The organism is Actinokineospora auranticolor (assembly GCF_041897805.1).
GTDB lineage: Bacteria > Actinomycetota > Actinomycetes > Mycobacteriales > Pseudonocardiaceae > Actinokineospora > Actinokineospora auranticolor.
The window spans coordinates 7,068,919-7,091,305 of record NZ_CP154825.1; the positions used below are offsets into that span (position 1 = coordinate 7,068,919).

Genomic DNA, 22,387 nt, shown 5'->3' on the forward strand with positions numbered 1-22,387 from the left:
CGGTCAGTCCCGCTCGACCCGGCGCTTGAGCTCCTTGAGCGCGGTGTCCATGATCATCTTCTCGGCCTTGCGGCGGAACAGGCCGATCATCGGCACGGCCAGCTCCACCGACAGCGTGTAGGTCACCTTCGTGCGCCGGTCGCTCTCCGGGGTGAGCTGGTAGCGGCCCTTCTGGGCGCGCTGCATCTGCCCCTTGACCAGCGTCCAGTCGACGGTGAGACCGTCGGCCGTCCAGGTGTAGGCCAGGGTGTAGGAGTCCTTGAACGGGCCGGACTCGATGGTGAAGGCGACCTGGTCGGCCCGGGCGTCGGCGCCCCGGGTCAGCACCTCGGCCTTGGTGAACGCTTTCGCCCACTCGGGGTACGCCGGGAAGTCCGCGATCACCGCCATGATCTCCTCGGCGGGCGCGTCGACGACGATGGACTGGGTGGACTCGTCGGCCATGCCGGGGAGGCTACCGGGTCGCTCTTACCACTGGAGCACGTAAGGTCGCCCGGTCCGCTGGAAGTGCCCCACGTTCGCGCACTCGGTAAGGCCCAACCGCAGCCGGGGTGCCAGCGGTTGGTGCACGTGTCCGAACATCGCCCACCGGGGCCGATGTGCGGTAATGGCGTCCACGAGCGCGTGCGAGCCGATCTCGGCGCGGCGAGCCAGCACGTCGTAGGTGAGTTCCGGCACTGCGGGCGGCACATGGCTGCACAACACGTCAACAGCGCCCAGTCCCACTACGGCCGCACCGAAGTCCTCGGCGGTGCGCAGGTACGGGGTGAAGACAGTGCCGCGTCGCGGTATGGCGCCGGGGGCCAGCAGCGCACCACCGACGAACCCGAACCGCAGACCACCGATCTCGGCCGTCTCGCCGTCGAGCACCCGCACACCGTCACCGACGAACTCGGGCCACAACGCGGGCTGGTCGACGTTGCCGGGCGTGGCGTAGGTGGGCGCGGTCATCGCCGCGAACAGCTCCTTGTACTGCGCGCGGATCGCCTCGCGCACCGTGTCGGCGGCGTCGTCGAGCCCCTGCCACAGCTCCCGCGCGAAGGCCGCGGCGGCGTCGTGCCTGCGCTCGCGGCGCAGCCGGGCGAACTCGCCGACCCGCCGCGGGCCGAAGATCCGACCCATGATGCCGCCCGCGTGGTCGTGGTAGTCCACGAAGTCGATCAGGTCACCGAGGACCAGCAGCGCGTCGGCGCCCTCCCCGGCCCGCGCCAGGGCCTCGGCGTTGCCGTGCACATCGGACACCACGTGGACCCGCACGACGACCACCCTACGCGGGCGCGGGCGCGACCCCCGGGGCTCGTCCACCCTCCAAGACGGCCTTGAGCCCGAGCGCGAGCTCCTTGGCCGCGAGCTGGCGGCGGACCCGCTCGCGGTCGAGCCTGCGCGGGGTGAGCGGGGTCGGGGTGTCGGCGCGCAGGAAGTAGTGCACGAGGGTGCCGTCGAGCACGGTCTCCAGCCAGACCTCCATGGTGCCGGTGAGCGCGCCGCGCACGGTCCAGCGCAGGCCCTCGGCGCCGCGGTCGGCGTAGACCGCCAGCACGAGGTCGGGCCAGTGGCGGCGCCACGCGGCCGGGTCGGCGAAGACGGCGGCCACGGTGGCGGGCGGCACGGCGATGAAGGTCTCGTCCACGACGTCGACTTGCGGCATTCCGGCAGCATGTCACGGTGGTCGGGCAGTGGCCTAGGAGACTCGGAGGGGTCGGGTGCGGGAGTTCAGCGTGCCGGTCAGCGCGCCGGTGACCGAGGTGGAGAACCTCACCGACATGGTGTGGGCCAACGCCCGGCTGTCCCCCGCCGCGGTGGCGTTCCGCAGACGGGTCGACGGGGTGTGGACCGCGGTCACCACACGCGACTTCGCCGCGCACGTGCGCGCGGTGGCGAAGGGTTTGGTGGCGAGCGGTCTCGAACCGGGCGACCGGGTCGCGCTGCTGTCGCGCACCCGCTACGAGTGGACGCTGCTGGACTTCGCCATCTGGGCGGCGGGGTGCGTGACGGTGCCGGTGTACGAGACGTCGTCGGCCGAGCAGGTGGCGTGGATCCTGTCCGACTCGGGCGCGCGGGGCGTCGTCGTGGAGACCGCCGCGCACCGGGCGGTGGTGGAGGGCGTGGTCGACCGGCTGGGTGCGGTCGAGCGGATCTGGCAGCTCGACGGGTCGGCGGTCGACGAGCTGTCGGCCCTGGGCGCGTCGGTCGACGACGACGCGCTGGCGGCCCGGCACCGCGCGGTGCGCGCGTCGGACGTGGCGTCGCTGGTCTACACGTCCGGGACCACGGGTCGGCCGAAGGGGGTCGTGCTGACGCACCGCAACCTGCTGGCCGAGGTGCGCGCGGACCACGTGGCGTTCCCGGAGCTGATGCGCGAGGGCAACGCGATGCTGGTGTTCCTGCCGCTGGCGCACGTGTTCGCCCGCGCGATCGCGCTGTGCTGCGTCTACACCCGCACCACGCTGGGTCACCTGCCGGACGTGCGGACGCTGACCGACGACCTGGCGGAGTTCCGGCCGACGTTCGTGGTGGCGGTGCCCCGGGTGTTCGAGAAGGTGTACGCGTCGGCCCGGCAGCGCGCGCACGCGTCGGGCCTGGGGCCGGTGTTCGACCTGGCCGAGTCGGTCGCGGTGCGGTCGAGCGAGTCGCCGGGGTCGCTGGTGCTGGCGGCGCAGCGGGCGGTGGCGGACCTGCTGGTCTACGGGCGGCTGCGAGCGGCCTTCGGCGGCCGGTGCGTGGCGGCGATCTCGGGGAGCGCGCCGCTGGGGGCGCGGCTGGCGCACTTCTTCCGAGGTGTGGGGATCCCGGTGTACGAGGGGTACGGGCTGACGGAGACGGCCGCGGCGGTGTGCGTGAACACGGCGGGGCACTTCCGCGTCGGCACGGTCGGGCGACCGGTGGCGGGGGTGGCGATCCGCGTGCTCGACGACGGGGAGGTCGCGCTGCGCGGGGACATGGTGTCGTCGGGGTACTGGAACAACCCGTCCGCCACCGAGGAGACCTTCCCCGACGGCTGGCTGCGCACCGGCGACCTCGGCGAGCTGGACGACGACGGCTACCTGCGGATCACGGGCCGCAAGAAGGAGATCATCGTGACCGCGGGCGGCAAGAACGTCGCCCCGGCGGTGCTGGAGGACGCGGTCCGCAGGCATCCGCTGGTCAGCCAGTGCATGGTCGTCGGCGACCGGCAGCCGTTCATCGCCGCCCTGGTCACCCTCGACGCCGACGCCCTGCCGGACTGGCTGGCTCGGCACGGCCTGGCGTCGGTCGACCCGGACGACCCGGACCTGCGCGCCGACCTCCAGTCGGCCGTCGACGAGGCCAACCTCCAGGTCTCCCGAGCCGAGGCGATCCGCGAGTTCGTCGTGCTGCCCCGCGACTTCACCGAGGAGTCGGGCGAACTGACCCCCAGCCTCAAACTCCGCCGCGACGCGATCCTCAAGTCCCACGCCACGGAGGTCGCCGCGATCTACCACCCCTGAGCTGTCCCGGTTGTGCAGTGGTCGTGCCCGCCCGTGCACCGGCCATGGGCGCCGGGCCCGACTTCCCGCGAGAGTGGGCGAGGCGGGAGGAGCCGGGATGGACGAGCGGGAACTGATAGGTCTGATCGACGCGGCGTTGGGGTTCACCGTGGACGCCGACGGCCTGCGCCGCCGCGGCAAGGACCTGGCGGACCACGCCGACGAGGTACGTCGGGTGAAGCGGGAGCTGGCCGTGGTCGACGGGCGCGGGTTCGGGTGGATCGGGCGGGAGTCCGGTTTCGCCGAGGCCTTGAAGGACTTCGCGGAAACCTTGGGCGAACGCGTCGACGGCGCGGTCTCGCGTGCGGAGAAGCTGGGCCACGCGCTCACCCAGGCGGGCACGGACTACCGGCGCGACGACCGCGACGCCGCCGAGTCGTTCCGGGGGGCGTGATGGACACCCGGCAGGTCGCGCGGCACTTCGCCGCGGAGATGATCGAGCACCGCAACCGGTTGGCGGGCAAGGTGGGCGACGCCGTAGAGGCGGAACAGGCCTTCACAACAGTCCACACAAGACTTACCGAACACCAAGACAACCAGCGCAAGTCCACCAGCTCCCTGCTGTCGGAGTGGCAGGGCAAGGCATCCGACGGCTTCGCGCACCAGGCCGACCGATACGGGAAGTACCTGGAGTCCACAGCCGACAACGCCAAGAAGGCCGCCCGAATCACCAAGAACGCGGCCCACACCCTGGACGCCGGCCACACCGCCGTAACCCGCCTGCTCGACGAGTACACCGAGAAGGCCGTCCGGGTACTGGACGCGGGCTTGGCCGTCGGCCAAAAACCCTTGCTACTACGCGCTGTCGCCCAGGTCGCCGACCTCGTGCAGCACTACACCGCCGAGTCTACCAAGCACGTAGCCGAGGTCCGCTCCCACCTCGAAGCCGCCGCCACCCACCTACGCTCCCTCCATTCCCCTCCTCCCCACCCCCACTCTTCCCCTTCCTCTCACCCTTCCCCTTCACCTTCCCCCAAAGGCAACCACCCGAACCACTCCACCGCCTCCCGGATCACCCACACCGCCGCCACCCAACTCGGCTACCGCGAGGGCTCGAACAACGCCAACAAGTACGGCCCCCAGGCCTCGTGGTGTTCGTCCTTCGCCACCTGGGTCTGGCGCCGCAGCGGCGTCAACATCCCCCTCTACCCCTTCACCGGCGACGTCTTCCGCTGGGGCCAGGGCAAAAACCTCGCTTACCACGACCTCGACAAGGCCCGCCCCGGCGACGTGCTCCTGTTCGGCACCGGCCCTCAGAGCCCCCAGACCAGCAAGCACATCGGCATAGTCGAAAAGGTCGACGGCACCACGGTAACCCTCATCGAAGGCAACTCCGGTCCCAACACCGACTCGGTCGTCCGTCGCACCCACCCCTTGTCCCACAACACCTTCTACGGCGGAGTCCACCCATCATGACCGGCCACGCCACCGAACCGGGCGTCACCGCCGAGGTCTTCCCAGGCGGCGCCCTGGCATCCCTGCACCTCACCGAGTCGGCACTACGCGACCCCGACCTGGCCGCCACCATCCTCCGCGTCATCCAAACCGCCACCACCGCCGCGAACCTCAAAGTCCTGCACCTGCTCAACGGCATAGACCCGGAACTCCTTGGCCTACAACCAGAACCGGAGGAAACCACACCGCACACCTGGAGGCACCAATGACCCTCACCGAGCGGCTGTCATCCATCACCGCCACCGCAACAGGCAACCACGGAATCAAGACAACAGTCACCGTCGACGGCCTCCTCATAGCCCTGGACCTGGGCACAACCACCTACACCATGTCCGCGTCCGCCCTCGCCGCCGAGATCACCACCCTCACCCACCGCGCCGCCGCGGACGCCCTCGCCCAAGGCATGGCAATCCTCGAACCCCACACCGGCACGGAGTTCCCCACCAACGAACCCCCAGAACCGGACTACACACCCCCAACCTGGTCCCTATCCCCGTAACCTGTACCGCGTGCGCGAACCGGCCATCACCTTCAGCGGCGCCCTCAAAATCCTCGGCCACCACGACCACAAGTGGCTGACCCGCCTGAACACCCTCTTCGGCGGAATCCTCCTCGCCACAGGCGCGGCCCCCGAGGCTTGGACCATCAGCAAACTGTGGGGCTGGGTAGACCAGAAGAACGAGAGCACCACCCTGCTACGCCAGTCCCTCGACACGGTGCAGACTCGCCTGACCAGAACCGACGGCCTAGCCCGCCACGAGTTGGTCGTCGCCGCCCACACCACAATCGTCCTGGCCGCGTTCTTCAACACCCTCCGCGACCGCGACCACGAACTGTACAAGCAGGCCGCCATCACCAATCGCGAAAAGGTGATGCTCGCCCAAAACGACTGGCCCCGCCACGGCGAGCCCCTGGTCCGCCACCTCTACACGGCCGAGGTCCCAATCCCGTCGGGCACGCGCGGCTTCGAGGAGAACGTCGCCGCCGTCCGAACCTGGGCGTCCGCCTGCCTTGAGCGCGCCACCGCCTTCCTCGCCGGCCTGGACATCGACACACCCCAGGACCAGTCCACCGACACCTTCGCCGTAGACGTGGCAGGCCGCTACCGCTCGGACTACCTAACGCTCGCCAAGACCGTCCCAGAGTTCAAAGTCTGGTCCGACACCGCCGAACACTCAGCAACCCGCACAGTCCTGGCCCGCCTGGAATCCCTCCTCACCACCCCCGGCGCAGGCACCGTCACCGACCTCCGCGAGCAACTGGGCAACATCAACCGCGCAGAACTCGCCCGTCCGGTCATCGACGCCAACACCGACGGCTACGGGATAGATGCCGTCTTCCCCTCAGTAGACGACATCTTCATCACCCCCCACTTCCGCCTGACCCAGTCCGGCCCCCACTCCCGCCTCTCCGACGAGTCCTGGTGGCGCGACGTCCCCCTAGGCGGAGACCTGGACCTCACCCTCGCCCAACACTTCAGCTCCCCCGAAGCCACCCGTCGCCCCATGCTCGTACTAGGTGACCCAGGAGCCGGAAAGTCCCTACTCACCAAGGTCTTGGCCGCCCGTCTCCCCGTGGACACCTACACCGTCATCCGCGTCCCCCTCCGCCACGTAGATGCGGACGCCGAGATCTGGGAGCAGGTCCAGAAGTCCCTCGCCTCCGCCTCCCACAACGACATCCAGTGGCCCATCCTGGCCACCCAAACCACCAACACCATCCGCGTAGTCCTGTTGGACGGCTTGGACGAACTCCTCCAAGCCACCACCCACGACCGCCGCACCTACCTAACCGAAGTCAAACGCTTCCAAGAGCGCGAAGCCGACCTGGGCCACCCAGTCTCCGTCATCGTGACCTCCAGAACCCTCGTCGTGGACCGAGTGCGCGTCCCGGCAGACTGCCCGGTCATCAAACTGGCAGAGTTCAACAACGGCCAGATCGGCGAGTGGATCCACATCTGGAACCAGGCCAACCCCGCCCTGCCTATGACCGCCGACCTATCCGAGCCCCAGCGCGACATGGCCCGCCAGCCACTCCTGCTCCTGATGCTGACTCTCTACTTGGTCGATCCCCAGACAACGACCAAGGAAGAGCTCTCGAAAGCGGGACTGTACCGCCAGCTCCTGAACACCTATGCCCGCCGGGAAGCCACCAAGCAGGCGGGACGCCCGCTGAGTGGCGCCGAACTGGACCAAGCGGCGCACGAGCAGTGGCTACGATTGTCCGCAGCCGCGCTCGGCATGTTCAACCGCGGCCGTCAATCCATCACCGCGGCAGACCTCACCAAGGACATGGACGCCCTCGGCGTTGAGGCCGCCGATGGCCATCGGGTTCTAGGCGAGTTCTTCTTCGTCCACGACAACAAGGCCATAGCGGCAGGAGAAGTCCACAGCTACGAATTCCTGCACGCCACTATCGCGGAATACCTCGTCGCCGCCCGAGCAGTCGAGGTGCTGTGCCGGATGGCCCAGGTGGCCTACGGCCTCGGGTACCCCCAGGAACCCCAGGATGACGAACTTTTCACCCTGTTCTCCCATGAGCCGTTCGCCATCCAACCACCCACAACATCCTTTATCAAAGACGAACTCTCCCACCTTGATCCCCACGACCGAGACCATGTCAGCCGGGCCTTGAGGCAGCTTCTCGCCACTTTCCGCGAACGTCAGACCAGGCGACAGTTCACCGAGTACCGCCCACTTCCCCTTGACGCTATTCGCACTATGGCGGCATACTCGGCAAATCTCTTCATACTCGCAGCGACGAACAGCGAAACCTTGCACCTTGCCGAGATCTGGCCGGACGACGATGTGTTGGGACCATGGCAGCAGGTGGTGAGCTTATGGGAGGCCGGATTGGACGCCATAGGGTTGCGGGGATTGCTTGATCTTCTCAGCTTCTCCGCCATCGATGGCACGTTGCGATCCGACTCGGCAGGCCTCCGGCGCGACTTCACCCTAGACCTGGCCTCCTTGCGAGGTGAATCAGAGATCGAGATCTACTTCGGCCGGACGCTGACCGACCCGACTGGATTCTTTCCCGAATCGGCCATGCGGTCGAAATACTTCACCGCCACGACCCTACTTCGCTTGATGATCGGCGACATAAACAACACGTACGAACCGGAGGACTACCTGGATGGTCTGACCGAAATCGACGATCCCGCCATGCACGAGCAACTCTTTGCAGTCTTCAGCAGAATTGGCGCGACAATCAGCAGCTATTTCGCATACGAATTGCTCGGCATACTCACCCGAAATCCGGCACCGATCAACGCTCACTACACGGCGTTGGCGGTTGCCGAGGCCGCCCACCCTGGCTTACTCGAGGAATTACAAAGCAGTCGCGAAGACTGGCGCACAGGCTGGGCAGAAATCGTAGACCAGGCGATCGCGGCCGACCCCCTGAAGTTCAGCGCGACCGCCCAATACCTGGCTTCCCTGGACACCAACGCCTGGTGGAAGCTGGTGGGTCAGTTGTCGTGACTGAAGCGGTAGACCGTCTCGCCATCGAGTAGGTGCCGGAGGCGGGCGGCTCGGTCCGGCCACTGCCAGGACTTCTCCATCCACCGCCTGCCCGCAGCGCCCATCTGGGCAGCCTTTCCCTTGTCCACCAACAGGTCCGCGATGTGCTCGGCGATCTTCGAGACCTCGCGGCCGTGCACCACATGGCCGGTTTCACCGTCCAGCACCGTCTCCGGAGCACCGCCGGAGTCCCCCACGATCACCGGCAACCCCGTCGCCGCCGCCTCCAGGAAGACGATCCCCAACGCCTCCACGTCCAACCCCTTGCCGTGCGTCCGACAAGGCATCGCGAAGACATCCCCCACCGCGTAGTGGGCGGGGAGTTCCTCCCACGGAACCGAACCCGTGAAAACCACGTCTCCACCCGCCTGCTGCGCCAACGCCTCCAGCCGGGGACGGTACGGGCCGCCGCCTACCAGCAACAACGCCGCATCCGGGACGCGTTTGCGGATCTCCGGCAGGGCGCGAATCAGCACATCCTGCCCCTTGCGCGGCATCAGCCGGGACACGCAGACAATCACCGGGCGGTCTCCCAACCCGTGACGGGCTCGGATCTCGGCCCGGGCAGCCGGATCCGGGCGATACACCTCAGTGTCCACTCCGGACGGTAGAAGCTCCAGGGCGGCCTGCGCGCCGAACGCGGCGGCGAACCGGCCCCGGGTGTACCGGCTGACATACGTGATCACATCCGTCGTACTACCGATCCGACGGATCGCCTGCCGCGCGGCGGGCAACATCGACCAGCCCACCTCGTGCCCGTGCGTACTCGCGACGATCCTCCGCGCGCCCGCGCGCCGCAGGCCCGGGCCCAACAGGGCCAGGGGGGCGGCGGCGCCGAACCACACGGAGTCGCAGCCCTCGGCGCGCAGGATCTCGCGGGCCCGGCGGGCCACCGACGGGGTCGGCACCATCAGCTTCCCCGGGTGGCGGACCACCTGGAACGGTTGGGCCGCGTCGAAAGCCGCCGCGCCGTCCCAGGCCGGTGCGTAGACCACCAGTTCCTGACCCGGCAGCCACTTCGCGAAGGAGTGCAGGTACGTCTGGATGCCCCCCGGCCTCGGCGGGAAGTCGTTGGTGACGAGGAGCGTCTTACGCACCTTCCCAACTTAGACCCGGGGGTGCGCGGACTCCCCGGCGCCCACGTGACCGGAGACACACCGTGGGCCTCAACCGGGCGGCGGTGGTGCCTAGGCCGGACTTTCGGGGTGCGCATTGTCGGCCGGGCGGGTACTTGATCAAGCAAGCAGGTGGACTTGGTCGCGGGTGTCGCCCCGCCGACCTAGGATTTGCGCGTGGCCAGCAGGGCGAGGGCGAGGGCGTGGTTGAGCGCGGCTGTCGCCGTTGTCGCGTTGGCTGGTCTCACCGTCGCGTCGCTGCCGCACCAGCCGGTCGCGTCGCCCGAGGCGCAGGTCAGGCAGGGGCAGCCCCTGGGAGCGGTGCCGCCGCCCACCGAGCCCGAGGACACGGCGCGCGCGGGTGCGATCACCGAGCTGCTGCACCGGCGGGCGGATGCCCTGGTCAGACGTGACGAGGCCGCTTTCACCGCGACCCTCGACCCACAGGCCGAACCCACCTTCCTGGAGGCGCAGCGGGCGCTGTTCGCCAACCTCGGCGACGTCCCCTTCGACGCCTGGTCCTACATCCTCCGCCCCGACGACACCCTCGACCTCACCTCGCTGCCCACGCCGGTCGCCGACCCTTCGGCCGAGCTGTGGGCGCCGGGGGTCGAGCTGCGGTACGCGCTGCGCGGCATCGACCAGATGCCGACCACGCGGACCATGGGCTACCTGTTCGCCAAGCGCGCGGGTGCCTGGTACCTGCGGTCGGACACCGCGCTCAACGACCTGGGCAGGCGCACGTGGCGCGGGCCGTGGGACTTCGGGCCGTGCGTCGTCGCGACGACGGAGAACGGGCTGGTCCTGGCCCACCGCGGCAGCCAACCGATGGTCGACCGGCTGGTCCGCGAGCTGGACCCGTCGGTGCGCGCGGTGAGCGAGGTCTGGGGCGACGCGTGGCCCAAGCGGGTCGCGCTGTTCCTGCCGGACAGCCCGGAGGAGATGCGCGCCCTGGTCGGGCCGGACTTCCCGGTCGACTCGGTGGTCGCGGTGGCCATCGCCGACCGGGTCGACACCGCCAAGCACACCGCCACCGGCCAACGGGTCGTGCTGAGCCCGGCGGGTGCTCGCGCCCTGTCGCTGTCGTCGCTGCGGGTGGTGCTCCGCCACGAGATCACCCACGTCGCCGCCCGCGCCGCCACGGTCGACGGGTCACCGATGTGGCTGCTGGAGGGCTTCGCCGACTACATCGGGTACCGCGACAGCGGGATAACGCTGGCCCAAGGCGCCCCCGACCTGGCGCGGCGCGTGCGCGAGTCCGGCCCGCCGAGCACCCTGCCCGACGACCGCGAGTTCCGCGCCCGCGACCGCAGCCTCGACCTGGCCTACCAGCAAGCCTGGTCCCTGGCCCGCTTCCTCGCCGACCGCTTCGGCGAGCCCCGGCTGATCTCCCTGTACCGGGAGCTGGCGGGCGCGGGCCCCATCTCAGCCAGCGAAACCGACGAACTCCTCCGCCGCGCCATCGGCCTGGACCGCGGCGGCCTCCTCGCCGAGTGGCAGCGCTACCTGCGCCTCACCCTGCGCTGACCTCCACCCACCCCGCCGCCTCAGCCCCGCCGCACCGCTCCCCGTTCATGATCAACTTCTATCCGGCATCCATCCACATGCCCCGTACCAATCCACAGGAAATCGCCGAGCCTCCCCCGCCACCCCCTCGCCGATAAGCTGGAGCAGGGCTGTCCCCCCGGTGGAGGGCGGGGGCTGTCCTGGGGGCGGGGTGGGGCGGTTCAGCAGTGAGCCTGAGTCTCGGACCTGGTTCGACGGGGTTTGACAGTTGCTGATCGTGGTGGACCAGCGAGCCCGCGATCGGCCGTGCCGGGCGCGCTCGCCGATCGAGGTGTGGCTCCCCAGGTCGGAGGTGGGCGGACGGCCGCGCAACGGAAGGCGCAAGCCTGGGACCGTATGGGCGGGACCTGGGCGTCAAGCCGGAAGGCCGGCTGCGCCAGCGCCGGGTCCGCACGGCGATCCCGAAACGGCGTGACCGGCAAACGGGCCGCGGATCTGCTGGTGGACGGACCACCCGACGTCGATTCGACGGCGTCGAACGCCGATTCGATCAGCTCGAACATGATCGACCTGGCCGCGGACAACGCGTTTCGGCTGGTGAGGGTGCTGGTGGAGGCGCGAGCGGGCGGGCCCGGATTGGGCAGGGGCGAAAAAGACCGTGACCGGGACCCGTTGGTTCGGGTCCCGGTCACGGTCGTGGACTTGCGGGTCGTCAGCCGACGATGCGCTTGGCGCCCAGGTAGTCGCGGCCGCCGCCGTCAATGGTGTCGGTCTTGACCGGGACGCCCGAGGTGGAGGCGTGGACGATCTTGCCGCCGCCGATGTACATGGCGACGTGGTGGATGGAGCTCGCGCTGCCGCCGTAGAACAGCAGGTCGCCGGGCTGGAGCTCGCTGCGGGACACGGACTTGCCGTAGCCGTACTGGGAGCGGCTCGAGTGCGGCAGGCTGACGCCCGCCGCGGCGTAGGCGTACATGGTCAGGCCGGAGCAGTCGAAGCTGTTCGGGCCCTCGGCGCCCCACACGTAGGGGTCGCCGCGCTGGGCGAGGGCGACCTCCATGGCCTTGCCCGCCGCGCCGGCGGGGGCCAGGTAGACGCCGTCGTCCTTGGGACCCTCGAGCTCCTTGGTCTCCTTGGGCGTCAGCCGGGCCTTCGCCGCCAGGACGGTCTGCTTCTGGGCCTCGAGGTCCTGGGCCGTCTTGGTGATGTCGGCGGTGAGCTTCTCCGCGGCGGCCTTGGCCTCGGTGGCGCGGCGCTGGCCGTCCTCCGCGAGCTTGCGGGCCTCGGCGGCGGTGGTCACAGCACCGGTGTACTTCGACAGCGCTTCCTGGTTGTCCGCGGCGAGCACGTTGAGCGCGGAGGCGCGCTCGAGGAAGTCGTCCGCGGAGGTCCCGGTGAGCAGCGCCGAGATCTTGTTGAACCGGGCACCCTGGAAGGAGGCGCTGGCCAGCGCGTCGACCTGGCCGCGGAACTGCTCCTCGAGGGCCTTGGCCTGCTTCTCGTTGGCGGCCGCGACGTTGACGTCGTTGGTCGCCTTCTCGAGTTCGGCCTTCTTGACCTCGAGGTCGGCCTTGGCCTTGAGCAGGTCCTCGTTGACCTTCTCGGCCTGCTTGCTCAGGTCCTGGTACTGCTTGACCGCCTCGGAAGCGTTCGTGGGCGGGGCCGGGGGCTGGGCGTACGCGGGGGAAGGCGAGAAAGCCACCACGGCGATGACGGCCGTGACACTCAGCGCACCACGCTTTGCACGTTTGAGTCGATGCGACGACACGTCGCGCGTACTCCTTCGTCCGTCTTACCGCCGACGGGGCCGCCTCGGTGCCCACGGGCCGGTGCGGCGCCTTTCGGCGCCCGGCCCGAGTTCGGCGCGAGCGGGAGTGCCGCTGCGGCCCGATCGAGGAGCCCCACCATGAGGGGAGTCCGGTTCAGCCCGGGGAGACAGGCTGATTTCGGCGGCGATCTCGCGTAGCCACCCTCGGGGTGGGCGGCTGCCTGCCGCGAGATCTCGGACAGGTTACGAAAAGTGAGCCCACGCGTCCACCGGCTCGGGCGAAAAAGGGTTGTCGGTCGTCGCAAAACACCAACGGAGCAGTCTCGACTGCCCTCTGTGACAGTGACAACAGCACTGTTCACCCGGGTGGTGAACCGCTCGCCGACCGAACCGACCACTCATCGCGCCGCCGGATTCACCCGGGCGTGTCGGGGCGGTTCACGCCGACTTCTCGATCGGAATGAGCCGCAGCCGGGGCACCAGACCGGCCCCGGCGAGCGCGTCGATGGCGCTGCGCTCGGAGTCGTCGAGCTCCACGGTGGGCGGCGCGCCGAGCAGCACCGTGATCACGCACTCCTTGCACGCGTTGCCCCGGACCTCGCAGGTGTCGCAGTCGATGATCATCCCTGGCCCCTTTCCACGCCCGTGCCTGTCGATGTCGATCTCTCCCGGTCGAGATTAGGAGAGGGGACCGACAATTTCGCTCAGGTGTTCGAAGGGTTCACCCGATCGGTGGCGATCAGGGGCCGGTGTATTCCCAGTGCCACGGTTCCTCGCGGCCGGCACCCGGCCTGGCCCAGGGCGGATTCGACCATCCGAAACGGGGCGCGTTCGCGATCATCCACGCGTATTCGGCGGTGCCGTGGGACTGCACTCCGCCGCACAGGTCGACGGCCAGTCCCCAGCCGTGGTTGCTGGTTCCCGGAACGGCGGCCAGGGCCGGTTTCGAGGCGTAGAGGCGGACTTGCGCGGCGAAGGGGCGATAGGAGTCCGTGAGGCAGATCGGGGTGCCGAAGGAGGCTTCGTGGTAGGACGACATGGCCTTGAACGCCTCTGCGGCGTCGCAACGCAAGACGTGGGATGCCTGACCGACGGGACACAACGCGGTAAGCGGGATGAGGCCGTTGGGGTAGCCACCCCAGGCACCGACAGCCTCACCGGCACCGCGAGGGGGCAACTCGACCCCACCGCAGCGCCACGCCAAGCCGCCGTCGGTGGCCTTAGGGACGGGCTGGGGCGCCCTCTGCGGCAGGGTGGGCCTACCGAAGCCAAGGGTGTTCTCCCTGGCCGGTAGATCCGCCACGACCACACCGGCCAACCGAGCGTCGGCGGCCAACATCGTGTGTTCGTCCAAGACGATGCCGACGCCCTGGGCACCGAGGCGGGCCGGTCCGAGGAAGACGACGTCACCGGGGCGTGGGTCGGCGACGGGCGTAAGAACCGCCATCTGGTCGCCTACGGCGCCGGGGAGGGCTATGCCGCTCGCGGCGTAAGAGGCGCGCACAAGGCCATCGCAGGAGTAGGCGGTCGGTCCTTCGCCTAGGGGGACGTACGGCTTGCCCAAGGCGGCGATGGCCGTGTCGACCGCTTTGACGGTCTCGGCGGGGAGGACCAGCAGCCGTTCGCCGTTGACGTCGGCTTGGGCGACCCCCGGTTGCGGCGCGCCGTCGGCACCAGTGACGGGTAGCAGACCGGCGGGCATGGTTGCCGGGTTGCGAATTGTGGCCACAGCCGGTGGGGTGATCCCGGCCGCCGCGAGCCGCCCGGTGTAGGCCCGCCAGTTGGCGGCGGTGGCCGCGTTCCGCTCGCTCTGCGCCTTCTGCCGCGCGATCACCGCCTGGTTGGTGGCGTCGACCTGGCCGCGCATCTCGGAGGAGACCGCCGCCGCCCGGTTGGTCGCGTCGGCGGTCCGCCGGTCGAGGTCGGCCTTGCGCTCGGCGGCCGTCCGCTCCGACGTCGTGGCCGCGTTCTCGGCGTCGGCCGCCGCCCGCTGACGGCCGAGCGCGGCACCCAGGCGGCGGTCGAGGTCGGTGCGCAGGCGGGCGACCAGGTCGCTGCCGGTGAGGAAGTCCTCGGGGCTGTCGGCGGTGAAGAGCACCTGGAGTTCGCTGGGGGCGGAGGTCGTGGCGAAGTAGGCGGACAGGAAGGCGTCCACCTCACCCCGCCGCTCGGCGACGACCCGGTCGGCGGCCTCCCGCGCGGACCGCGCCTGGGCCGCGCGACCGGTGGCCAGGCGAACCTCGTCGTCGGCCTGCCGCACCCGCCCGGCCAACTCGGCCAGCTCCCGCTGCACCCCGCCCGCGGTCCGCTGCAACTCCGCCACCTTGGGGTCGGCGAACGCCTCGCCGGGCCGCGTATCCCCCACCACGACGCCGGGCCCGACCCCGGACTCGTCCCCCGGCCCCTGCGCCCCCGCCGCGGGCCACACGCCGCCGCACACCAGCACCCCGACAGCGACCCCGACCGCCCCGCGAGCCCGCCACCGCCGCTGCAAGATCACCCCACCACCAAACCACGCCCGCCCCAAGACATACCCCTGCCCACCCAGGGGGCCGCCCCGATTCCAGGCTATCGGGGCCTGAGCTGCGGAAACAAGGGAGCGAAGTGGGGTTGGGGACAGAGTCGAGCCCTGGGGATCAGTTGAGTGCAAACGGACTACCGCGCGCGGAATCGAGCGGCGCAAGACAGGAAAGGGAGCAGACCGGAGCTGGGGCGCGGCGGGTCAGGGTTTCTTGCGCAGGACGCCCGTGGTGATCCACTGAACGGCCAGGGCCGCCAGGTGCACCGCCGCCTCCGCCTCGGCCTGGGTCTGCTCGCGGGAGTTCGCGCCGCCGCCGTGGCGGGAGCGTTGGCCGGTCCAGAGTTGGTTGAGCAGGGTGACCACGGGGTCGATCGCGGTGGGGCGGTCGTGGCTGTCGACCAGGACCAACTCCCACTTGGCCGACTGGTTGACCAGGTCCTTGCACACCGACCCCAGCGACGCCCGGGTGTTGGTCGGCGAGACGACCGGCACGAACGCGGACTCCACCGCGCGCACGGCGTCGCGGTAGGCGGCCGACGGGTCGGGGTGGATGCCATAGGCGTTCCCCCACGCCTTGCGGAGCAGGTCGCTCACCTCGCCCGCGGCACCCCGGATCGCCTGGTTGGCAGCCTCGCTCACCGTCTCGTCGACGCGCCTGATCAAGCCGTGGCCGGCGGGGTCCAGGGTGTACGCCGAGCCGCCCGCCTCCAGCATCACGCCCAGTCGGCCCGCCAAGTCCCAGTCACCAAGGCCGAACGACACCCACCGGACGTACAGGACGGCGTCGAGGACCTCCAGCAACTGCTCCCCCGTCGCCGCCTTCAACGCGGCCGCGTACGAGAAGCCCGACGGGTCGCGGCGCGGGTGCAGTCGCAGCCGCAGGGCCACTTCCTGGCAGATGCCGTCGTGCGTGCGCCCGTCGACGGAGATCGCTTGCCGCAGCCACTGGCTGACGGCCAGTTCGAGGTGGTCGGGAACCCCTTCGAACAGCACCTCGTCCGGCGGTTTGCCCGCCAGCCGGGTGCGCAGTGGCTGGAACGGCGGTGAGTCGCCCACGGTCAGATGCGTCCCAACCTGGCCAGCAGCACCGCCGACGGCACCGGGTGGGCCCCCCGACGGCGAACGGCGTCCGCCACCGCCCGGTCCGACGTGGCCACGACCACCGGCCGCCCCTCCGGCTCGGCGGTGACCAGGGCTTTGATCACGTCGTCGGCCAGCACCCCCGGGTCGCTGAACAGGACCCGCACGCCGCGCGGCGCCGCGATGGGGACCGCGACCACGCCCGCGCCGTCGAAGACGAGGGTGACCTCAGCGGACGTCCGGGCGGCCAGCGACGCCAGCTGGCGGACCAGGCGGTCTCGCTGGTCGGCCAGGGACAGCTCCGGGTAACCCGTCTTGGTGACGTTGTAGCCGTCCACCACCAGGTGCACGGCGGGCAGCGCCAGCAGCCGGTCCAGCGCGGCCGGGTCCTCGACGCGTCCCCCGACGCCCTGCGCCGCCGTCGCGCCGCGCACCAGGTCGGCCGGGCGGGGTCCGCCCCCGCCCAGGGCCAGTTCGCGGCGCAGGCCCGTCACCGCGCCGTCGAGGGTGTCGACGAGCAGGGCCAGGCGGACCTCGTCGGCCTGGCGGGCCTCGCGCGCGGACTGCCGGGCGATCTCGGCGTCGGCCTCCGCGCGGGCCGCGCGGGCGCGTTCGACCTCGGCCCGTTCGCGTTCCCGGTCGCGCTGCTCGGTCAGCGCGGTCAGTTCGACCCCGGCCTCCGCGCGGACCCGGTCGGCCGCCGCCTCGGCCGCGACCGCGGCGTCCTTGGCCTCCCGGAGTCGGGCGCCCTGTTCGCGCAAACGTTTGCGGAGGCGTTCCAGCTCGGTTTCGCTCTCCGCGCGCACCTGGTCGGCCGCGCCGGTGGACTCCTCCAGCTGGGCGCGGACGCGTTCCAACTCGGCCTCGACCTTGCGCAGCTTGGCCACCGCCGTGTCGCGCTCGGCGCGCAGGGACGTGTCCGACGCGCGGCGCGAGACCAGTTCCAGGTAGTGGACCGCGGACTCCTCACCGAGCAGCACCGCCGCCGCCGCGACCGCCACCGGGTCGTCCCCGCCCAGGTCGAGTGCGGCGGGCTTGTGCTCGCGGCACCACTCGACCACCGCGGTGCGGAAGCCGTGCGAGTCGCGCAGGCTGGAGATGATCGTGGCGCCGCCCAGCCGGGCCCGCTTGGCCGGGGCGAAGCGGGCGACCGCGCGCAACTGCTGCGGCACGTCGACCTTGGGCAGCGCGCCCACCGCCTCCGCGCCCAGCTCGGCGATGCGGGCCCGGACGGCCTCCGGCAGCCCCGACCACTCCACGGCCGGACCCGAAGCGTCCGATGTGGACATCTCCGGTTCCTCCGGGTCGACGGGCAGGGACGACAGTGCCATCCCATAAGGCTAGCCGCGCCCCGCCGCGGCGCAGCGGGGAAGTGTCGGTGGTGTGATCTAGCTTCGGTCGCGATGAGCGCCACGACCCAAACCCCCAGGCAGCGGGCCCGATGAGCGGGCAGCTGGTGTTCGACGAGCTCGGCACGCCGCTGCGCGAGACCACCTTCGTCGTGTTCGACCTGGAGACCACCGGCGGCAGCGCCGAGGCGGACGCGATCACCGAGTTCGGCGCGGTCAAGGTGCGCGGCGGCGAGGTGATCGGCGAGTTCGCGACCCTGGTCGACCCCGGTCGCGGGATCCCCCCGGAGATCGTCACGTTGACCGGCATCACCAACGCGATGGTGCACGCCGCGCCCCGGCTGGAGGCGGTGCTGCCCGCGTTCCTGGAGTTCGCCGCCGGGTCGGTGCTGGTCGCGCACAACGCCGGGTTCGACGTGGGTTTCGTCAAGGCCGCGTGCCGCAGGCTGGGCTACGCCTGGCCCAAGTCCACGGTGGTGTGCACGGTGCGGCTGGGCAGGCGGGTGCTCAGCCGGGAGGAGGCGCCGAGCTGCCGGTTGTCCGCGCTGGCCGCGCTGTTCCGGGCGACGACCACGCCGATCCACCGCGCGCTGGCCGACGCCCGCGCGACGGTGGACGTGCTGCACGGCCTGCTGGAGCGGGTCGGGTCGCTGGGCGTGCAGTCGCTGGAGGAGCTGCTGGACTACATCCCGGAGGTCACCGCGGCCCAGCGCCGCAAGCGCACGCTGGCCGAGGACGTGCCGAACGAGCCGGGCGTGTACCTGTTCCGCGGCCCGTCGGACGAGGTCCTCTACGTCGGCACCGCCAGCGACCTGCGGCGCCGGGTGCGGCAGTACTTCACCGCAGGCGAGACCCGCCGCAGGCTGCGCGAGATGGTCGCCCTCGCCGACCGGGTGGACACGATCACCTGCGCGCACCCGCTGGAAGCCGAGGTCCGCGAACTGCGGCTGCTAGCGGCGCACAAACCGGCGTACAACCGCAAGTCGAAGAACCCGCGCGGCGGGTGGTGGGTGGTGCTGACCGAGGAGCCGTTCCCCCGGTTATCGCTGGTCCGGCGCGCGCGGGAGGGGGCGTTGGGGCCGTTCCGCAGCCGGGGGCACGCGGAGGAGGCGGTGTTCGCGTTGCAGGAGGGGACGGGCGTGCGACCGTGCGCGCTGCGGATCCCGTCGTCCGGCGTGCCGGGCGGGAGCGCGTGCGCCCTGGCCGAGTTGGGGCGGTGCGCGGCGCCGTGCGTGGGTGGGCAGAGCGTCGAGGAGTACGAGCCCGCGGTGGTCGCGGTGGGCGAGTTGGTGGCGGGCCGGAACCTGGACGTGTTGGCGCGGTTGGCGCGGGGGTTGGCCGAACACGCGGCGGCGGAGCGGTTCGAGCAGGCCGGTGTGGACCGCGACCGGATGCGGACGCTGATCCGCGCGCTGGACAAGGGCCAACGCCTGGCGGCCCTGGCCACCGTCGCGGAACTGGTCGCCGCCCGCCCGGACTCCCTGGGCGGCTGGGAGTTCGCGGTGGTCAGACACGGCCGGTTGGCGTCGGCGGGGGTGGCGCGGCGCGGGGTGGCGCCGATGCCGGTGGTGGAGGCCCTGGTGGCGTCGGCGGAGACGGTGATCCCGGAGGACGGACCACTGCGGGGGGCACCGGCGGAGGAGGTGTCCGTAGTCCTGCGCTGGCTGGACAAACCGGGGACGCGGATGGTCCGGTGCTCGACCCCGTGGTCCGAACCCGCCCACGCGGCGGCCCGGTGGCGTCCTTGGCTGGAACGCGCGGACCATGCCCGCACGTCGTTGTTGCCCAGGGACTAGTCCTCGGCGGGTACGGCGTAGCGGTAGGTCAGGGGTGTGGGGTCCAGGTCGTCGGGTTGCCAGGGGTGGATGGTTCGCAGGTGTCCGCCGGTGGCGGTGAGCGGGGTGGACCGGCGGTTCAGGCTGATGCCGGTCACGACCTCAGGAGCCGGTTCCCCGGTGCGGACAGGGCCCCGTCCAGATGGGCGTAGAGACCGGCAAGGGTGGTCAACAGGAAATCGAGGTCAGCCAACATCGTGTCCTCGGAGGGGACGGCGCCTCGGGGGTAGTGGAACGCCGCGACATTGCCGCTCGTAGCCACGCCCCAGCTCGTCGGGGACACCCCGGGAGATGTCACGGTCCAGGTCCGGACGCACGGAGAGTTGGTCGCTCAGCACGTCTCGCGCCCAACGAACCCGCTCGGCCAGTTTCGCTGCGGGAAGGTGGACGGACTAGTCGATTCCGGGCGGGGCGAACTTCGCCATCTCGCCACGCAACCACGTGGGGATGGTCCGCCGAATCAACTGGCCGCGGCGCTGCATCGGCGGCAGGTTCTCGGCGGTGAACTGCGGCTGGAGAGCGAAGACTTCGGCAAGAAGATCACGCACGGTGTCCATTGTGGCACGTGCCTGACACGAACGTGCGTCACTCGAAAAGTGGCCTTGTCTGCGCTGAGCTACCAGGACTCGTTGCGGTAGACGGCTGGGGAGTCTGAATAGTCTGCTTCGGGGTCGTGCGGGCGGGGCGGCTGGTCCGCCTTCGGTTCCGCGATGTGTTGGACGACCGAGGCGTCTCCGCCCAGTGGGGCGAAGGCGCTGGCCACGGTCGTGGCGGCGGTCTGCCGTGCGTGACGGGTGAGGGCGAGGATGTCGGCCGCCAGCTCGGCGGCCGGGCGGGTCATGGCCGAGTCGGTGAGGCGGAGGTCGGTCAGGGCGCCGTTGGGGGCGACGGCGACCGTGATGGCGCCGTCCGGGGACTGCTCGGTGGTGGCGGCCGACTCGACGTCCTGTTTGAACTCCGTGGCCCTCTGCTGGAGGTCCGCCACCTTGGCCTCGAAGTCGGCCAGCCATTCGTCGGGGGTTTGCACCGCTGCCGTCCTCTCGTCGCACCTGGCGGCACGCCGGAGCCTAGTGCCTGATCTAGGCTGGGTCTGCCCGTGATCCGGACCCGAGGAGTCGCTGAAGATGATCACCGCGATCGTGCTGGTCTCCGCCGCCACCGACGCCATCCCGGAGACCGCGCAGGCCATCGCGGACATCGACGGGGTGGCGGAGGTCTACTCGTGCGCGGGTGACATCGACCTGGTCGCCATCCTGCGGGTCGCCGACCACGAGGACCTGGCGCGGATCGTGCCGGGGCGGATCAGCAAGCTGCCCGGGGTGCTCGACACGGCCACCCACATCGCGTACCGGTCGTTCTCCCGGCGCGAGGTCGACGCCGCCTTCGACCTCGGCGAGGACTGAGCCGGGTACCGGGGCGGAACGTCGACGCTCAGAACCGGCCCGCGAAGATCAGGCGGGCGACCTCGGTGTCGGTCTGCTGACCCTCGTCGTAGCCGCCCTGGCCGCGCAGGTTGTTCATGATCGCGAGGGTGTACCGCTCACCCGGCCCGACGAAGCCGACCGAGTTCATCACCCAGCCGCCCTCCTCCTCCGACCAGCCGTCCTTGTTGCCGGGGCGGGCGGCGGGGCCCGCGCCCCAGACGCCCCACTGCTGGTTGGGGGCGACGGTGCGCATGTTGTCGAGGATGTAGCGCTTGTCGTCGGCGGGGACCTTGTCCAGGACGTAGTTGATGAGCCGGTCCAGGTCGTCCGGGGTGCACTTCTGGAAGCCCCAGTACGGGTAGACCTTGCTGAAGCCGCGCTCCGGGTGCAGCGAGGTCATGCCGTAGCCGGGGAACGCCTGGTTGAACGCGGTGTGGTCGGCGCCGCCGTACTTGGACCACAGGGCGGTGGCCGCGTCGTCGTCGGAGCGGTGCAGCATGGCGGTGATCTGGGCGCGGTCGCCGCCGGTCAGGGTGATGGCACCCGCGCGGTCGCGGCGGAGCAGGTCGACGACCATGGCCAGCTTGATGGTGGACGCGGTCCAGGTGAGGTCGCCCGCGTGGTCGTTGCGCCAGACCGCGCCGGTCTGCCGGTCGCGCACCACGATGCCGACGGTGCCAGGCCGGTTCGCCACGTAGGCCTGGGCGGCGGCGAAGCGGCGCTGGAAGTCGCAGTCGAAGCCGGACTTCGGCACTGGGCAGTCCTGCGGCTTCGCGGCGCTGGTCGCGGGCGTCGCCTGGGTCGTCGTCGCGGGAGCCGGTGGCGGGGCGCTGGTCGGCTCAGGCACAGCGCTGGGGGTGGGTGGCGCGGACGCGGCCGTGGTGCTCACCTGGGTCAGCGCGACCGGCTCGGGGGAGGCGGGCTCCTCGGGCGCACCGCACCCCGCGAGCACCACCCCGGCCACCGCGACACACGCCACCGCACGGCACCGGACCTGCTGAATCACGGCGGCAGGCTACCGCGAAACCCTTTCGCGCGGCAGCAGCCGCCGACAACGCCACTCCCGGCAACCCCGGGGACGCCAGTCCCCCAGCCAGCTTCAAGATCATCATCTGTCCCGGGTGGTTACCCGCGGGTTCTTCCACACCCGCCGTATTCGTCCACAGGCAGACTCGCACCCGTTCGGCCCGCTCGCAGCGGCAACTAGCCTTGAAATTAGGGGTTCCCCATTGCGGAGGCCCCTCGCGGGCGTTGCGGCCGAGGTCGCGAGGGCTAGGGCAGAGGCAGGGCGAAAGCCGCGAGGGCGG

Annotated in this window: 22 protein-coding genes; 9 read left to right on the forward strand and 13 right to left on the reverse strand. The window is 70.7% G+C overall.

The features are described 5' to 3' along the window. Positions 1-3 precede the first annotated feature (3 nt). From V5P93_RS30660 to V5P93_RS30670, 3 genes are read right to left on the reverse strand one after another with little or no spacing between them, the layout of a single operon-like run. Positions 4-444, reverse strand: a complete 441-nt coding sequence (locus V5P93_RS30660) for an SRPBCC family protein (protein ID WP_104482119.1) — start codon at positions 442-444, stop codon at positions 4-6. Between the two features lie 24 nt (positions 445-468). Then, positions 469-1,257 (reverse strand): metallophosphoesterase, encoded by a 789-nt coding sequence (locus tag V5P93_RS30665; RefSeq protein WP_104482180.1) that lies wholly within the window; start codon positions 1,255-1,257, stop codon positions 469-471. Positions 1,258-1,267: 10 nt separating this feature from the next. Next, positions 1,268-1,648 (reverse strand): SRPBCC family protein, encoded by a 381-nt coding sequence (locus tag V5P93_RS30670; RefSeq protein WP_104482120.1) that lies wholly within the window; start codon positions 1,646-1,648, stop codon positions 1,268-1,270. A 55-nt stretch (positions 1,649-1,703) separates the two neighbouring features. Between V5P93_RS30670 and V5P93_RS30675 the strand changes: the two genes are divergently transcribed. The 6 genes from V5P93_RS30675 to V5P93_RS30700 all read left to right on the forward strand — a co-directional run bounded on the left by V5P93_RS30675 (position 1,704) and on the right by V5P93_RS30700 (position 8,443). After that, positions 1,704-3,467 (forward strand): long-chain fatty acid--CoA ligase, encoded by a 1,764-nt coding sequence (locus V5P93_RS30675; RefSeq protein WP_104482121.1) that lies wholly within the window; start codon positions 1,704-1,706, stop codon positions 3,465-3,467. A gap of 97 nt (positions 3,468-3,564) precedes the next feature. Then, positions 3,565-3,900 carry a hypothetical protein gene (locus tag V5P93_RS30680; RefSeq protein ID WP_104482122.1) on the forward strand — a complete coding sequence of 112 codons (336 nt, stop codon included), beginning with the start codon at positions 3,565-3,567 and terminating at the stop codon, positions 3,898-3,900. Continuing rightward, positions 3,900-4,922, forward strand: a complete 1,023-nt coding sequence (locus V5P93_RS30685) for a CHAP domain-containing protein (RefSeq protein ID WP_104482123.1) — start codon at positions 3,900-3,902, stop codon at positions 4,920-4,922. The genes V5P93_RS30680 and V5P93_RS30685 overlap by 1 nt, the downstream gene beginning before the upstream one ends. Then, positions 4,919-5,170, forward strand: a complete 252-nt coding sequence (locus V5P93_RS30690) for a hypothetical protein (RefSeq protein ID WP_104482124.1) — start codon at positions 4,919-4,921, stop codon at positions 5,168-5,170. Before V5P93_RS30685 ends, V5P93_RS30690 begins: the two co-directional genes overlap by 4 nt. Beyond that, complete coding sequence (locus V5P93_RS30695) at positions 5,167-5,460, forward strand: hypothetical protein (protein ID WP_104482125.1); 294 nt, start codon at positions 5,167-5,169, stop codon at positions 5,458-5,460. The genes V5P93_RS30690 and V5P93_RS30695 overlap by 4 nt, the downstream gene beginning before the upstream one ends. A gap of 10 nt (positions 5,461-5,470) precedes the next feature. Further along, positions 5,471-8,443, forward strand: coding sequence for an NACHT domain-containing NTPase (locus tag V5P93_RS30700; RefSeq protein WP_104482126.1), 2,973 nt, complete (start codon positions 5,471-5,473; stop codon positions 8,441-8,443). Here V5P93_RS30700 and V5P93_RS30705 read toward each other — a convergent pair. Continuing rightward, entirely contained in the window at positions 8,431-9,579 is a 1,149-nt protein-coding gene (locus V5P93_RS30705) for a glycosyltransferase family 4 protein (RefSeq protein WP_104482127.1), read from the reverse strand. The two genes, V5P93_RS30700 and V5P93_RS30705, sit on opposite strands and share 13 nt — an antisense overlap. A 195-nt stretch (positions 9,580-9,774) precedes the next feature. Here V5P93_RS30705 and V5P93_RS30710 point away from each other — a divergent pair, with 195 nt between their 5' ends. Continuing rightward, on the forward strand, positions 9,775-11,124 hold the full coding sequence (locus V5P93_RS30710) for a hypothetical protein (protein ID WP_104482128.1): 1,350 nt from the start codon (positions 9,775-9,777) through the stop codon (positions 11,122-11,124). A gap of 691 nt (positions 11,125-11,815) precedes the next feature. Here the strand turns inward: V5P93_RS30710 and V5P93_RS30715 are convergent. The 5 genes from V5P93_RS30715 to V5P93_RS30735 all read right to left on the reverse strand — a co-directional run bounded on the left by V5P93_RS30715 (position 11,816) and on the right by V5P93_RS30735 (position 17,803). Continuing rightward, the gene (locus V5P93_RS30715; RefSeq protein ID WP_245931628.1) at positions 11,816-12,805 is read right to left on the reverse strand and encodes a C40 family peptidase; all 990 of its coding nucleotides are present in this window, start codon (positions 12,803-12,805) and stop codon (positions 11,816-11,818) included. Positions 12,806-13,309: 504 nt separating this feature from the next. Further along, positions 13,310-13,495, reverse strand: coding sequence for a hypothetical protein (locus V5P93_RS30720; RefSeq protein ID WP_104482130.1), 186 nt, complete (start codon positions 13,493-13,495; stop codon positions 13,310-13,312). 115 nt (positions 13,496-13,610) lie between these two features. Continuing rightward, a complete protein-coding gene (locus V5P93_RS30725) occupies positions 13,611-15,371 on the reverse strand; it encodes a D-alanyl-D-alanine carboxypeptidase family protein (protein ID WP_245931629.1) in 1,761 nt (586 codons plus the stop codon). Positions 15,372-15,593: 222 nt separating this feature from the next. Beyond that, positions 15,594-16,448, reverse strand: a complete 855-nt coding sequence (locus tag V5P93_RS30730) for a hypothetical protein (protein ID WP_104482131.1) — start codon at positions 16,446-16,448, stop codon at positions 15,594-15,596. 2 nt (positions 16,449-16,450) lie between these two features. Continuing rightward, complete coding sequence (locus V5P93_RS30735; protein ID WP_104482132.1) at positions 16,451-17,803, reverse strand: NYN domain-containing protein; 1,353 nt, start codon at positions 17,801-17,803, stop codon at positions 16,451-16,453. 110 nt (positions 17,804-17,913) lie between these two features. Here V5P93_RS30735 and V5P93_RS30740 point away from each other — a divergent pair, with 110 nt between their 5' ends. Further along, positions 17,914-19,617 (forward strand): DEDD exonuclease domain-containing protein, encoded by a 1,704-nt coding sequence (locus V5P93_RS30740; RefSeq protein WP_104482133.1) that lies wholly within the window; start codon positions 17,914-17,916, stop codon positions 19,615-19,617. Here the strand turns inward: V5P93_RS30740 and V5P93_RS30745 are convergent. The 3 genes from V5P93_RS30745 to V5P93_RS30755 form a co-directional block, all read right to left on the reverse strand. Continuing rightward, positions 19,614-19,754 carry a hypothetical protein gene (locus V5P93_RS30745; RefSeq protein WP_181043789.1) on the reverse strand — a complete coding sequence of 47 codons (141 nt, stop codon included), beginning with the start codon at positions 19,752-19,754 and terminating at the stop codon, positions 19,614-19,616. The two genes, V5P93_RS30740 and V5P93_RS30745, sit on opposite strands and share 4 nt — an antisense overlap. A gap of 294 nt (positions 19,755-20,048) precedes the next feature. Continuing rightward, positions 20,049-20,213, reverse strand: coding sequence for a hypothetical protein (locus V5P93_RS30750; protein WP_374065112.1), 165 nt, complete (start codon positions 20,211-20,213; stop codon positions 20,049-20,051). A 59-nt stretch (positions 20,214-20,272) separates the two neighbouring features. Continuing rightward, entirely contained in the window at positions 20,273-20,683 is a 411-nt protein-coding gene (locus tag V5P93_RS30755; RefSeq protein ID WP_181043791.1) for a YbaB/EbfC family nucleoid-associated protein, read from the reverse strand. A 97-nt stretch (positions 20,684-20,780) separates the two neighbouring features. Here V5P93_RS30755 and V5P93_RS30760 point away from each other — a divergent pair, with 97 nt between their 5' ends. Then, a complete protein-coding gene (locus tag V5P93_RS30760; protein WP_104482136.1) occupies positions 20,781-21,059 on the forward strand; it encodes an Lrp/AsnC family transcriptional regulator in 279 nt (92 codons plus the stop codon). 28 nt (positions 21,060-21,087) lie between these two features. On the opposite strand, the gene V5P93_RS30765 is transcribed toward V5P93_RS30760, so the two are convergent. Beyond that, positions 21,088-22,086, reverse strand: coding sequence for a tat pathway signal sequence (locus V5P93_RS30765; RefSeq protein WP_245931630.1), 999 nt, complete (start codon positions 22,084-22,086; stop codon positions 21,088-21,090). Positions 22,087-22,387: the final 301 nt, after the last annotated feature.